This window comes from Streptomyces sp. DSM 42067 (assembly GCF_055792885.1).
This window is the reverse complement of record NZ_CM147706.1, coordinates 7,092,707-7,105,730: the sequence shown is the minus strand read 5'-3', so window position 1 is coordinate 7,105,730 and position 13,024 is coordinate 7,092,707. Positions and strand designations below refer to the sequence as shown.

Sequence of the window (13,024 nt, the reverse complement as noted above, 5' to 3'; positions counted from 1 at the left end):
CCGGGTACGTACGTTCCCATGACGCCTCAGCCGATCCCCGCGCCGCCCACCGCCACGTACCGGCTCCAGCTCCAGCCGGCGTTCCCGTTCGCCGCGGCCGAGGCGGCCGTGCCGTATCTCGCCGCGCTCGGCGTCTCGCACCTGCACCTGTCGCCGGTCCTCGAGGCCGTCCCCGGCTCGCTGCACGGCTACGACGTCGTGGACCACGCGCGCGTGCGCGACGAGCTGGGCGGCGAGGAGGGGCTGCGCGCGCTGGCGCGCACCGCGCGGGAGCACGGCCTCGGCCTGATCGTGGACATCGTGCCGAACCACATGGCGGCGGTACCGCGGTTCAACCGCGCGCTGTGGGAGGTGCTGCGCGACGGCCCGCAGTCGCCGTACGCACGCTGGTTCGACATCGACTGGGAGGCGGGGGGCGGCCAGGTACTGATGCCGGTCCTGGGCCACCGGATCGGCGAGGTATGGGACCAGCTGAAGGTCGACGGCGACGTGCTGCGCTACCACGAGCACACGTTTCCGTTGCGCGAGGGCACCGCGAAGCTGCCGCTGCCGCAACTCCTCGACGCGCAGTGGTACCGGCTCGGCTGGTGGCGGCTGGCCCGCACCGAGCTCAACTACCGGCGGTTCTTCACCATTTCGGATCTCATCGGGGTGCGCGTCGAGGACCCGGAGGTGTTCGCCGCCACGCACGGGAAGATCCTGCAACTGCTCCGCGAGGGCGTGCTGGAAGGGCTGCGCATCGACCATCCGGACGGGCTCTCCGACCCCGGCGCGTACCTCCAGCGGCTGCACGAGGCGACCGGCGGGCGCTGGACGGTCGTGGAGAAGATCCTTAACGACGGCGAGCAGCTGCCCGCCGCCTGGCCCGTGGCCGGCACCACCGGCTATGACGCCCTGCGGCACATCGACGGGCTGTTCACGGACCCGGCGGGCGCTGGCGAACTCCTCGGCCAGTACCGGCGCTTCGCCGCCCCGCCCGCCGACCGGGGCGGCGACTGGGCGGCCACGGTGCGGCGCGCCGCGTACAAGGTGGTCACCCGCGAGCTGGCCACCGAGGTCGACCGCCTAACGCGCGTGGGGAGCCTCATCTGCGCCGCGGAGCCCGCACTGCGCGACCACGCGCCCTGGGCGCTGCGCACCGCGATCCGCGAACTGCTCGTCCGCCTGCACGTCTACCGGCCGTACGTCAACGGGGGCGCCGAATTCGTCCTGACCGAGGAGGCCGCCGAGGAGGCGAAGGCGGTTTTCGCGGTGCCCGAGGAGGCGGGGACCGTCGACGTCGTCCGGAATCTGGTGATCGGCCGGCTCGGCCACGGCCCCGACCAGGTCGCGTTCGCCACCCGGTTCGGGCAGATCGCGTCGGCGCTGCACGCCAAGTCGGTCGAGGACACGGCGTTCTACCGCTATGTGCCGCTGATGTCGGCGACCGAGGTGGGCGGGAATCCGGGTAGTCCGGCCGTCTCGCCGGAGGTCTTCCACGCGTACTGCGCGCGCGTGCAACGCGACTGGCCGCTCGCCGGGACCGTCCTGTCCACGCACGACACGAAGCGCAGTGCCGACGTACGGGCCGGCATCGCCGTGCTCACCGAGTGCCCCGACCGGTGGGCGGGCCTGCTGGCCGAAGTGACCGAGCAGACCGCGCGCGCGGACGCACCGGCTGCGCCCGACCTCCAGGTGGCCTGGGCGTCCTGGCAGACGGCGGTCGGCTTCGGGCGGGGCGTCCCGGAGGACCCGTCCGGTGGGCCTGGCGACCGGCTGCGGGAGGCGATGCTGAAGCATGTGCGCGAGGCGGGGCTGCACACCAGCTGGACCGAGCAGAACCCGGCGTACGAGGAGGCGGTGGCGCGGTTCGTCGAGGCCGGGCCGGGCGGGCCGCCGCTGCACACCGTCGAGGAGTTCGCGGGCGCCCTGCGTCCCCATCTGCGCGCCAACGTCCTCGGGGCGGCGCTGCTGCATCTGACGATGCCCGGGGTGCCCGACGTGTACCAGGGCACGGAGAGCGAGTACCGGGCGCTGGTCGACCCGGACAACCGGCGGCCGCCGCGGTTCCGGCCCGAGTTGCTGCGGCGCCTGGACGCGAGGCACGGCGGCGGGGAGTTTTCAGGAGCTCGGGAGGTCCCGGGGCTGCCGGAGGGCTCGGGTGCTTCCGAGGTCGCCGCCGGTGCTGCGGGGGTCCCGGGTGCTCCGGGCGTCTCCGATGCTCAGGTTCTCTCCGGGCCTCCCGACCTCTCCGCCGAGAAGCTGGCGCTCACCACGACCGCACTGCGACTGCGAAGGCGCCGCCCGGAGCTCTTCGGCGACGCGGCGACGTACGAGCCGCTGGACGCTCAGGGGCCCGGTGCCGCGCACTGCGTCGCGTTCGTACGGTCCGGCGAGGTGATCTGTGCCGTGACGCGGCTGTCGCTGCGGCTGGCCGATGCCGGGGGCTGGCGGGACACGCAGCTGCCGCTGCCGGAGGGACGGTGGTCCGACCTGCTCTCGCCGGGGCGGAGCTTCGCGGGGCACGCGCGCGTGGCGGAGCTGTTCACCGAACTGCCGGCGGCTCTTCTGGTGCGGACCGAGCCGGGAACCGGCGGCGACGGACTGTAGTCCGCCGGACGGGCGGGTACCGGTTGCGGCCTTATTGACAGCCGCTCCACGGCATGGGGTACTGCGGATGCGCACAACGGGGGCGCGACGGCCGGCGGCCGGGGGAACCTGGTTCCCTTCGCCCGGCGGTTGTTCGGCTAGGCCAGCGGGAGGAGCCGAGGTGCGTGAGCGGCAGACGCCCTCGTAGGGCCCGGTCGGCCTGGGATGCCGATTCCGGACCGGTCGTCGAGGGCCGGGCGCAGGAGGGCGACGGCAGTCCGCCCCCCCTCCGCCCTGTGGTGCCGAACGGGTCGTCAGCGAGTCCACAACGGCTCCGGATGCGCGCCGAGCGCATGTCCTCACGCCCGCGGCTGCTCGGCGAGGAGGAGCGGTGACCCACCCCATGGAGACCCACCCGATAGACCAGCGCTATCCCAGCGTGACGGAACTCACCTGGGCAGCGCGGGAGTTGGCGGCTCACCGGCCTGATCTGTGCGAGCTGCGGCAGGTCGGCACTTCACGCGCGGGCAGACCCCTGCATCTGCTGTCCGTCGGCCGGGCCTCCCGGGCGGTCCTGGTCGTCGCGGGCGCCCATGCCAACGAGCCGACGGGCGGCTCGACGCTGCTGTACCTCGCCGAACGGGCGCTGCACGACCGGGGGTTGCGCACGGATGTCTCCTGGCACTTCCTGCTGTGCGCCGATCCGGACGGCGCGAGCCTCCACCGCACCCCGGCGCCTCGCTCACTGCTCGACTACCACCGCAACTTCTTCCGTCCCGCGGGCCCCGAGCAGCCCGAGTGGTCCCCGTCCGTGCTGCCTCCCGACCGGCTGCCGCCCGAGACGCTGGCCCTCACCGGCGTCATCGACGAACTGCGGCCCTACCTCCAGGTGTCGCTGCACAGCACGGATCTTGGCGGCACCTGGGTGCAGCTGACGAAGGACATCCCGGGGCTCGCCGAGCCGTTCGCCAAGTCGGCGGCGGAGCTGCACATTCCGGTCGAGACGGGGGCGTCCGACGCCGCGGGCTGGCCGGCCTCCGGCCCTGGCGTCCATGTGATGCCGGCCGCGGATTCGGACGTGGCTTTCCCGAGCCTGCCCGACGACGCGCGGCACAGCACCTGGCACCACGCCCACCGGTACGGCGGTCTGACGGCGATCGTCGAGGTGCCCATGTGGGCGAGCGATCTGGTCGGTGACCCGGCGCCGCATCCCGCGCCGGCCGAGGCCATGCGGCGGCTGTCCGGCCGGCTGCGCCGGGACACGCTCCTGGTCGAGGAGATCCTCGCGGAGGCCCTGCCGCGCCTGGCGGGGGCCGAGGGGCCCCTGCTGCGCGCGGCCAGATGGGCGCTCGATCTGGTCCCCGGGCTCGCAGACGACTGGCGCCGGCCGCCGCCGCAGGACGCCACGATGGCGTACGTCGACAGCATCGACGCGTTCGGCCGCCGGCTGCCGCTGCGCGCCGCCGCGATGCTGCTCCGGGTGCTGCGAGAGAGCGACGACCGGGCCGCGCCGCGGCTCGACCAGCTCGTGACGCACTGGTGCGCCGCCTTCGCGGAGCGGTTCCGGGCCCGCTGGGTGCCGTTGGACCACCAGGTCGAGCACCAGGCGCGTACGGTGGTCGAGGCGATGCGGCAGGCGCTCGCGGTCACCGGCTGACTGTACGTATCGCCGGGTTGCCCGCATACGCGAGTGCACGTATCGCCGATTGCCTGCACACGCGCGTGGACGCCTGTTCCGGGGCTCGCGCGGGCCTGAGCGGCGGATACGCAGGCGAAGAGGCCGAGCGTTTCAGTCCGCCGACAAACGGAACGACATCTGGCCGAAGCTGACTTGGTCGCCGTCCTGGACGACGACCGCGCCGATCACCCGCCGACCGTTCACCGACGTGCCGTTGGTGGAGCCCAGGTCGCGGAGCACCCACACGCCGCCCTGCCGGCTCAGTTCGGCATGGACCCGGGACACCGTCTCGTGGCTGAGGCGCAGCCCGTTCGCCGGGTCCCGGCCTATGCGGAGCGGGTAGGGGCTCCCGGGCACGGGCAGCAGCAGCTTCGGCAGCCGCTCGGACTGCCAGGCCCTGCGCAGCCGTACCGTGAAGCCCGAGACGGCGCCGACCGCGCCGAACAGCCGTCGGGACCAACGGCCTTCGGTGTGCAGATCGGCGGTCAGCACCGCGAGCTCGTCGGGCCGGCGGGCGGCCAGTACGAGTTCCATGCGCCGTATGAACGTGTCGTGCGACAGCCGCCCCAGGGCCACGCCGTTCCTGAGCACCTTCAGTGCCCTGTCGCGTTCGGCGTCGGAGAGCCGCGCGGGGTAGGTGTGGAACTCGAAAGACGACGTCACGCTGGTGATTGTCGGGCAGCACCGGCCGGGGTGTCCAGGAAACGCCGGACTTCCCCGGCCTCGAGGCCGCCGCACTGACCAGGCACGGGACCGGCATGTCCGGTGAAAGAGGACTCGGCGCGGCATACGGCGATTTCAGGAGCGCATCGATCCCTTGTGCAGCACCATGGACACCGATGCCACAGCCGGGAGACGAGGGGATACCGTCCGTGCAGCAGTTCGAGGTGTGGGCACCGCAGGCCGACCGGGTGACGCTCGACCTGGAAGGCGCCACGCGCGCGATGGAACGCGATCCGGAGCGCACGGGGTGGTGGACCAGCGACACGGAGGCGGAGGACGGCGCGCGCTACGGCTACTCGCTCGACCACGGCCCGGTGCTGCCCGATCCGCGCTCGCGGCGCCAGCCGGACGGTCCGGACGGGCTGAGCGCCGTCGTGGACCACGGGCGGTACGCATGGCGCACGGAGTGGACGGGGCGCGGCCTGCCGGACGCGGTGCTGTACGAGCTGCACGTAGGAACGTACACGCGCGAGGGCACGCTCGACGCGGCGGCCGAACGCCTCGGCCATCTGGTGGAACTGGGCATCACGCATGTGGAGCTGATGCCGCTGTGCCCGTTCCCGGGGCGGCACGGCTGGGGGTATGAGGGTGTCTCGCTGTGGGCCGTACACGAACCCTACGGAGGCCCCGAGGCGCTGAAGCGCTTTGTCGACAGAGCGCATGAACTCGGTCTGGGTGTCGTCCTCGACGTCGTGCACAACCACCTCGGCCCGTCCGGCAACCATCTCCCCCAGTTCGGGCCTTACTTCACGGACGCGTACCACACCCCCTGGGGCGTCGCCGTCAACCTCGACGGCCCCGGATCGGACGAGGTGCGCGCGTATCTCATCGGCAGTGCGCTGGCCTGGCTGCGCGACTACCGGATCGACGGGCTGCGGCTCGACGCGGTGCACGAACTGCACGACAAGCGCGCGATCCACTTCCTGGAGGAGCTGTCCACCGCGGTGGACGGGCTCGCCGACGAGCTCGGCCGGCCGCTGTTCCTGATCGCCGAGTCGGACCTCTGCGATCCGCGCCTGATCACACCGCGCTCGGAGGGCGGCCTGGGTCTGCACGCGCAGTGGAACGACGACTTCCACCACGCGCTGCACACCGCGCTCACCGGCGAATCGCAGGGCTACTACGCGGACTTCGCCAAGGCACCGCTCGCCGCGCTCGCCAAGACGCTGACGGGCGGGTACTTCCACGACGGTACGTACTCGAGCTTCCGCGGCCGCCGCCACGGCCGTCCGCTCGACCTGACGCGGATCTCCGCGCACCGTCTCCTGGGCTACTCCCAGACCCACGACCAGGTCGGCAATCGCGCCCAGGGCGACCGGCTCGCCGCCTCCCTCTCCCCCGGCCTGCTCGCCTGCGCGGCCGCGCTCACCCTGACCGGGCCGTTCACGCCGATGCTGTTCATGGGCGAGGAGTGGGCCGCGGGCACGCCCTGGCAGTTCTTCACCGACCACACCGATCCCGCCCTGGCGGAGGCGGTCCGCCGGGGCCGGCGGCGGGAGTTCGCGGCCCACGGCTGGGCGGAGGAGGACATCCCGGATCCCCAGGACCCGGCGACGCGGGACCGCTCGTGCCTCGACTGGTCGGAGCCGGAGCGAGAGCATCACGCGCGCGTGCTCGCCTGGTACCGCGAACTGATCGCGCTGCGGCACGGGCTGCCCGACCTCTCCGATCCGGACCTGGCCGCGGTGCGGGTCTCGTACGACGAGCAGGCGCGCTGGTTCGCCTTCCGGCGCGGCGACATCCGGGTCGCCGTGAACCTCTCCAAGGAGCCCGCCGCCGTACCCCTGGGCACGGGCCACGCACGCGTGCTGGCCGCATGGGAACCGGTCGGCGCACCGGACGCGGAGGGCACGCTCGTGGTTCCGGGCGAGTCGTGCGTGGTGCTGGTGCAGGGATGACGTCGGGCCTTCGGGCCCGGCCTCTCCGGAGCGCTTCCGGGACCGCGTGCCACCGGACTGAGACGGCTGTCGGGGGCGTCCGCGCCCTTAGCGGCATCCGCGCCCTTGGCGGCATCCGCGCCCTTGGCGGCATCCGCGCCCTTGGCGGCGTCCGCGGCGCGGGCCGCTCTTCGGCGGGGGGCCGCGGGAGCCGCGCAGTCCATTCCCGCCCGCTACGCCCAGGGCCCCGGCCCCACGCTGGGTCCCAGCCTTGGGCCGGGGGTGGTGGGGCCGGGGACGGGGCGGAAACCGACTCCGGGTCAGGGACCTTGGTCCGGTGCGGGCCTCTGACCCGAGCCAGGCCCCTGTTCCGGCACATCCGTGAGGCGTTCGAGGAGGATCGCCTCCCAGGCGCGCCGCAACTGTGCGCGCAGCAGCGGCCGCAGTGGCCGCGGGCCCTCGTCCTGGCCGTGGAGTCGGCCGGCGAGGCGGATGACGGTGTCGCAGCGGGCCAGCCACAGACCACGTAGGCACAGCCGGGCCTCGTATCCGGCCAGTGTCGCCGCCCGGACCGCGGCAGGGGCGCCCACGGCGACGGCCAGGCCCGCGATGTCCTCTGCCGGGTCGCCGATCACCGCGTCGGCCCAGTCGAGGACGCCGCACACCCGTCCGTCCGCGGTCACCTTCAGGTGCTCGCCCGTGAGGTCGTGGTGGACGACGACGCCGGTGCCAGGCAACGGGACGAGCTGATGCATGGCACGCGGCGTCAGCCTGTCGAGCCGTCCGGGATCGAACTCGCCGTCCACATCGACACGTTGGGCGACCCGGGCGGCCTGCGCCCGCACCTTCTCCAGCGACCGCGGGGCGGTCACCGGCAGACCGAGCGCCGCGGCCGCGCGCACGGGCACCGAGCGCAGCCCCGAGAGAAGCCCCGCCAGATCCGCCTCGCCCGCCGGCGAGACGGCCCGGCCCTCCGCGGAGGCCCCCGGCAGCCGGGTGTCCAGCGTGAAGGCGAGCCCGTTCGCCCACTCACCGGCCGCGGAGCTGGCCGGTACCGGGACGCCGATGTGGGGGCGTACCAGGTCGCGGACCCGGATCTCACGCCGCTGGCGGACGGAGGCGGCAGGGTCGGGGGCGAGCCGCAGCACATGGCGCGTGCCGATCCACCAGCACAGCTGCTCGCCGCCCTCATCGACGGGGCGCACGTCGATGCCGTCGCCGACTCCGGCCGCGTCGCCGAGGGCGGTGCGGACGAGTCCCCGAACGGTGTCTGCTGTCAGTGGCCGGTGCATCCTCGCGTCGCTCCCAGTCCACGATCTCCACGATCGCCCACGCTCGCCGGTTACCCGACTTTCACGATTCTGACCGGCACCCTCGCGCACGGTCAGTTCCCGGCGCCCCGTCCCGGACGTTCGGTCCCGGCGCCCCTAGTGCACGATCGCCATCTCCCGTGCCGTGTTGTTGAGCCGTCGCCCGCCGTCCTCCGTGACGGTCACGATGTCCTCGATACGCACCCCGAAGCGACCCGGCAGATAGATGCCGGGCTCCACGGAGAAGCACATCCCCGGCACCAGCGCCTGCTGTTCCCCCTCGATCATGTAGGGCGGTTCATGGGTGGTGACGCCGATGCCGTGGCCTGTGCGGTGGATGAAGAACTCTCCGTACCCGGCCTCGGTGATGTACGCGCGGGCGACCCGGTCGACGTCCTGGCAGGCGATACCCGGCCGTACGGCCTTCACGGCCTCCTCCTGGGCGGCGCGGACCACGTCGTGGACGCGCTGTTCCTCGGCGCTCGGCTCGCCGACGTGCACGGTCCGGGAGGTGTCCGAACCGTAGCCGTGCATCAGGCCGCCGAAGTCCAGGACGACCATGTCGCCGCGCTCGATGACGCGGTCGCCCGCCTCGTGGTGCGGATTGGCACCGTTGGGCCCCGAGCCGACGACGGTGAAGTCGACCTGCTCGTGCCCGCACTGCCGCAGCAGATGTGCGAGCTCGGCGGCGACATCCGCCTCCCTGCGGCCCTCGAACTGGACTCTCTTGATCTCTTCGTACGTCATGTCGGCGGCCGCCCCGGCGGCCGTGAGACGTTCGAGTTCGGCGGCGTCCTTCACGGCCCGCAGCATCGGCAGGGCGTCGGTGAGGGAGACATACGACGTGTCCGGCAACTGCTTCTGAAGCCCCAGCAGATGCATCGCCCAGGCGTTGTCGCTGATGCCGAACCGGCCGGAGGCGTCGAGGAAGGGCGCGGTCGTCGCGTAGGGGTCCTTGCCGTCGGTCCAGTCGTGAAGTGTCAGCGCGGGCGCGCCCGCCGCCTCGGCCGCATCCGGCGCCTCGAGAGTCGGCACGACGAGAACCGGGTCCTGCCCGGCGGCGAGCACCAGCATGGTGAGCCGCTCGGTCGTCGCGGGCGGCCGGTAGCCGGTGAGCCACACGAGATCGGGACCGGGCGCGACGAGGACGCCGGCCAGTCCCGCATCAGCCGCCGCCTGTGCGGCGCGGTCCATACGGGCCTTGTAGTCGTCGGCGGTGAAGGGCGGGGGCGTGCCGGACATCAGGGCCTCCAGGGCTCCACGGCTCTACGGGTCTATGGGCTTCCGGATGTGCGGGTCTACGGGCAGCATCCTGCCCGCCGGTCCCCGTCCGCGCGAGCGGGCTGCACGGCCTCCGGGGGTCGGCAGCGGCCCGGGAGCGGCCGGCTGAGCCACCGACCGGTTCATGTGCGTCAGCTCTCCAGGCCGAGCCGCACCCCGAGGAGCACGAGTACTCCTCCGGATACCTGTTCCAGCCGACGCCGGACCCCCGTACGTGACAGGACCTGCTTCATCCGGCCCACGAACCACACGTACGCGCCGTACCAGCCGACTTCGTAGACCGCCCACAGCGCCGCGAGGCCGACCATCGTGGGCAGATGCGGGGCGCCCGCCGGCACGAACTGCGGCAGGAAAGACATCGCGAAGATCGCGCACTTGGGGTTGGCGAGGTTGAGCAGCAGCCCGTCCCGGTACGAGGCCCAGCCGGACTTCTGTGTCCCCTGCCATCCGCCGTCCGCGGCCCCGGCCGCCTTGTGGCGGCGTGCGTTCCACAGCGTCTGGACGCCGAAGACCACGAGGACCACGGCGCCCACGATCCGCATGACGTCGTACGCGATCTGGGACGCGGTCAGCAGCGCGGTCAGCCCGAACGCCGCGACGACGCCCCAGACGAACACGCCCGTCTCGTTGCCGAGGACGGTGAGGAAGCCCGACCGCCTGCTCTGCAGCGACTGCTTGATGATCAGCACGGTGCTCGGGCCCGGCGAGGCGGCGATCAGCGTACAGGCGCCGAGGAAGGCGAGAAGGGTGCTCAGCATGGGCCCATCGTGGTGCCGGCCCCCGCTGCCGGGCCAATGGTTTTCCGCTCACCCGCTCACGTGACGACGCCGGGTGTCACCGACAGCATCTGGCGGTCGCCGTTCGCACTCCGGACGGTGAGCGTGACGGCTCTTCCGGGCGGTGCGGTCGCGACGGCCGACGCGAGGTCGGCGGCCGAGGCGATACGGGTCCCGCCGAACGCGGTCAGTACGTCGCCGCGTACCAGACCGGCCGCGTGCCCGGGACCCGGGACGTGCACCCCGACGAGGACCGCGCCGGCGCCCTTGGGTGCGTCGACGGCCTCGACTCCGAGGGCGGAGCGTGCTCCCGCTGCGGGGACGGGCTGGGCGGTGGTCTCGCCTTCCGAGGCGGCGGAAGCGGAGCTTCCATCACCGGCGGAAGGACTTGCGGAAGCATCGGCGGAAGCACCGGACGACGGCTTGGCATCGCCGGGCTGCCGTGTCGCCGGCGGCTTCTGCTGCGCGCGCGGCTGCTGGTCTGGCTCTCCCGGTGCCTGAACCTCCGCCTGCCTCTGCAGCTCGGCCAGTTTGGTCATGCCGATGACGGCGGCGCTCACGGTGCCGAGGCCCACCCCCGAGAGCACCAGAACGGTCCCGAAGAGGAGCCCGAAGAACAGACTCACCAGGCGCCGCCCGCGCCGCCGGGCGGCATGCGGACGGCGGCCCGCACCGGTCTTCCGGCCCTCGCCGGGCTTCGACGCCGTCTCTTGCTTCATCTGCTTCGACGCCGTCTCCTGCTGCAACGCTGTCTGTTCCATGGCTCGCCTCCGGCAGGTGCTCTACCCGGCGGGCTCCCGCGCGAAGATCCACGAACGGGTGACGGGCACGCATCCGCAGAGAACACCTGACCGGACCCCGCCGATCCCTGGCGAACCGCGATCAAGTAAAAAGGATGGCAAGTACAAAGACTTGGTAAAGCAGCCCTGCAGACAGCCACACAGGGGAGAACACACCGTGCCCGCACCGCGCCTTCGTCAGACACCGCTGCCCGGCATCGGCGTCCGCTACGACCTCACCACCCGAGAACAGAACCGCCTCTCGGTGATCGCGCACCGCGACGGCGCCCGCACCCTCAGCGCATACCGGTCGGACGACCCGGACGCCTGCGCGCTCTCGCTCCGGCTGACCGCCGGAGAATCGGATTCCCTGATCGACGCGCTGATGCCGGCGCACCACAGCCCGAACCTCCTCCACACCACCGATCTGGGGCTGGTAGCCGAACGCATCGAGCTGTCCCCCACCTCGTACTGGAACGGGCGCCTGCTGGGCGAGACGCGGATGCGTACCGAGACGGGCGCCTCGATCGTGGCGGTTCTGCGGCGCGCGGAGGCCATCCCCTCGCCCGCGCCGGACTTCCGGCTGGCCGGTGGGGACACGCTGATCGTCATCGGTACCCGCGAGGGCGTCGAGGCAGCAGCGGACATTCTGGGACGGGAGTGATTGCGTGCACTCCGCTGTCTTCCTCATCGAGTTCGGCGCGATCATCCTCGGCCTGGGGCTGCTCGGGCGGTTCGCCGCACGTTTCCGGTTCTCGCCGATTCCGCTCTATCTGCTGGCCGGGCTGGCGTTCGGTGAGGGCGGGCTACTGCCCCTCGGCGCGAGCGAGGAGTTCGTGGCCATCGGCGCCGAGATCGGCGTCATCCTGCTGCTGCTGATGCTGGGCCTGGAGTACACGGCCAGCGATCTGGTCAGCAATCTCAAGACCCAGTACCCGGCCGGACTCGTCGACTGCGCACTCAACGCCCTGCCCGGCGCGGCGGTCGCCCTGCTGCTCGGCTGGGGCCCGGTGGCCGCCGTCGTCCTGGCGGGCGTCACCTGGATCTCGTCGTCGGGTGTCATCGCCAAGGTCCTCGGCGACCTCGGTCGGCTCGGCAACCGCGAGACGCCCGTCATCCTGAGCATCCTGGTCCTCGAAGACCTGGCCATGGCCGTGTATCTGCCGATCATCACCGCCCTGCTGGCCGGTGCGGGCTGGGCCGCGGGCGGCGCCACCCTCGCCATCGCGCTGGGCGTGGCCGGGCTCGTCCTGATGATCGCTGTGCGCTACGGCCGGCATATCTCGCGGTTCGTCTCCAGTGACGACCCCGAGAAGCTGCTCCTGGTCGTACTCGGACTGACCCTGCTGGTCGCGGGCATCGCGCAGCAGCTCCAGGTCTCCGCGGCGGTGGGCGCGTTCCTCGTGGGCATCGCGCTGTCGGGCGAGGTCGCCGACGGCGCGCATACGCTGCTCAGCCCGCTGCGGGATCTGTTCGCCGCAGTGTTCTTCGTCTTCTTCGGCCTGCACACCGATCCCGCGAGCATCCCCCCGGTCCTGCTGCCTGCCCTCGCGCTGGCCATCGTCACGGCGCTGACGAAGATCGCCACCGGATACTGGGCTGCCAGGCGGGCCGGGATCTCCGTCAAGGGCCGTTGGCGGGCGGGCGGTGCGCTGGTCGCGCGCGGCGAGTTCTCCATCGTCATCGCGGGCCTGGCCGTCAGCGCCGGAATCGAGCCCTCACTCGGCCCGCTGGCCACCGCGTACGTACTGATCCTCGTCGTACTGGGGCCGCTCACCGCACGGTTCACGGAGCCGGTGGCCATGGCACTGGCGGCCTGGCGCCGCAGGACCGGCGGGCGGGAGCAGAGCGACCAGCGGACGGCCACGCCTGCACTTACGTCTTCGGCTCCGTCGGAAACCGCATCCGTGCCGGCGCCGGTTTCGGCTCAAGCATCGGTCCCGGACGATTCGGCCTGGCCCGAGGAAAGCGACAACGACGAGGCAGTTCACCGTTCCTGACCCCTACGGTTCACAGCCACCTGGTCACAGCC

General features: G+C 72.4%; 10 protein-coding genes. 5 read left to right on the top strand and 5 right to left on the bottom strand.

Annotated features, from left to right (window positions below; translation table 11 throughout):
* Positions 1 to 18: 18 nt before the first annotated feature.
* Together treY and ACSMXV_RS32055 are read left to right on the top strand one after the other, a co-directional pair.
* Positions 19 to 2,589: a malto-oligosyltrehalose synthase gene (gene treY, locus ACSMXV_RS32060; RefSeq protein WP_473174627.1), complete on the top strand. Its 2,571-nt coding sequence runs from the start codon at positions 19 to 21 to the stop codon at positions 2,587 to 2,589.
* A 382-nt stretch (positions 2,590 to 2,971) separates the two neighbouring features.
* On the top strand, positions 2,972 to 4,225 hold the full coding sequence (locus ACSMXV_RS32055; RefSeq protein WP_473179122.1) for a M14 family zinc carboxypeptidase: 1,254 nt from the start codon (positions 2,972 to 2,974) through the stop codon (positions 4,223 to 4,225).
* A gap of 132 nt (positions 4,226 to 4,357) precedes the next feature.
* On the opposite strand, the gene ACSMXV_RS32050 is transcribed toward ACSMXV_RS32055, so the two are convergent.
* A complete protein-coding gene (locus ACSMXV_RS32050) occupies positions 4,358 to 4,909 on the bottom strand; it encodes an FHA domain-containing protein (RefSeq protein ID WP_181658680.1) in 552 nt (183 codons plus the stop codon).
* A gap of 176 nt (positions 4,910 to 5,085) precedes the next feature.
* Here ACSMXV_RS32050 and treZ point away from each other — a divergent pair, with 176 nt between their 5' ends.
* Entirely contained in the window at positions 5,086 to 6,867 is a 1,782-nt protein-coding gene (treZ, locus tag ACSMXV_RS32045; RefSeq protein ID WP_473174626.1) for a malto-oligosyltrehalose trehalohydrolase, read from the top strand.
* A 299-nt stretch (positions 6,868 to 7,166) separates the two neighbouring features.
* Here the strand turns inward: treZ and ACSMXV_RS32040 are convergent, their stop codons facing one another.
* The 4 genes from ACSMXV_RS32040 to ACSMXV_RS32025 all read right to left on the bottom strand — a co-directional run bounded on the left by ACSMXV_RS32040 (position 7,167) and on the right by ACSMXV_RS32025 (position 10,974).
* Positions 7,167 to 8,138 (bottom strand): aminoglycoside phosphotransferase family protein, encoded by a 972-nt coding sequence (locus ACSMXV_RS32040; protein ID WP_473174625.1) that lies wholly within the window; start codon positions 8,136 to 8,138, stop codon positions 7,167 to 7,169.
* 135 nt (positions 8,139 to 8,273) lie between these two features.
* Positions 8,274 to 9,398 (bottom strand): M24 family metallopeptidase, encoded by a 1,125-nt coding sequence (locus ACSMXV_RS32035; RefSeq protein ID WP_473174624.1) that lies wholly within the window; start codon positions 9,396 to 9,398, stop codon positions 8,274 to 8,276.
* 170 nt (positions 9,399 to 9,568) lie between these two features.
* Entirely contained in the window at positions 9,569 to 10,195 is a 627-nt protein-coding gene (locus tag ACSMXV_RS32030) for a LysE family translocator (protein ID WP_473174623.1), read from the bottom strand.
* Positions 10,196 to 10,251: 56 nt separating this feature from the next.
* Positions 10,252 to 10,974, bottom strand: coding sequence for a PDZ domain-containing protein (locus ACSMXV_RS32025; protein WP_473174622.1), 723 nt, complete (start codon positions 10,972 to 10,974; stop codon positions 10,252 to 10,254).
* A gap of 196 nt (positions 10,975 to 11,170) precedes the next feature.
* On the opposite strand from ACSMXV_RS32025, the gene ACSMXV_RS32020 reads away from it, so the two are divergent.
* Both ACSMXV_RS32020 and ACSMXV_RS32015 read left to right on the top strand, forming a co-directional pair.
* Positions 11,171 to 11,656 carry a cation:proton antiporter regulatory subunit gene (locus ACSMXV_RS32020; RefSeq protein WP_181658675.1) on the top strand — a complete coding sequence of 162 codons (486 nt, stop codon included), beginning with the start codon at positions 11,171 to 11,173 and terminating at the stop codon, positions 11,654 to 11,656.
* A 4-nt stretch (positions 11,657 to 11,660) separates the two neighbouring features.
* Positions 11,661 to 12,992 (top strand): cation:proton antiporter, encoded by a 1,332-nt coding sequence (locus tag ACSMXV_RS32015; RefSeq protein ID WP_473174621.1) that lies wholly within the window; start codon positions 11,661 to 11,663, stop codon positions 12,990 to 12,992.
* The last annotated feature ends 32 nt before the right edge of the window (positions 12,993 to 13,024 follow it).

What these genes read in the sequence shown, in the direction of transcription:
- ACSMXV_RS32040 (WP_473174625.1), bottom strand. Translation starts at nt 8,138, where the DNA reads ATGCACCGGCCACTGACAGCAGACACCGTTCGGGGACTCGTCCGCACC.
- treZ (WP_473174626.1), top strand. Translation starts at nt 5,086, where the DNA reads ATGCCACAGCCGGGAGACGAGGGGATACCGTCCGTGCAGCAGTTCGAG.
- ACSMXV_RS32035 (WP_473174624.1), bottom strand. Translation starts at nt 9,398, where the DNA reads ATGTCCGGCACGCCCCCGCCCTTCACCGCCGACGACTACAAGGCCCGT.
- ACSMXV_RS32025 (WP_473174622.1), bottom strand. Translation starts at nt 10,974, where the DNA reads ATGGAACAGACAGCGTTGCAGCAGGAGACGGCGTCGAAGCAGATGAAG.
- ACSMXV_RS32055 (WP_473179122.1), top strand. Translation starts at nt 2,972, where the DNA reads ATGGAGACCCACCCGATAGACCAGCGCTATCCCAGCGTGACGGAACTC.
- ACSMXV_RS32030 (WP_473174623.1), bottom strand. Translation starts at nt 10,195, where the DNA reads ATGCTGAGCACCCTTCTCGCCTTCCTCGGCGCCTGTACGCTGATCGCC.
- treY (WP_473174627.1), top strand. Translation starts at nt 19, where the DNA reads ATGACGCCTCAGCCGATCCCCGCGCCGCCCACCGCCACGTACCGGCTC.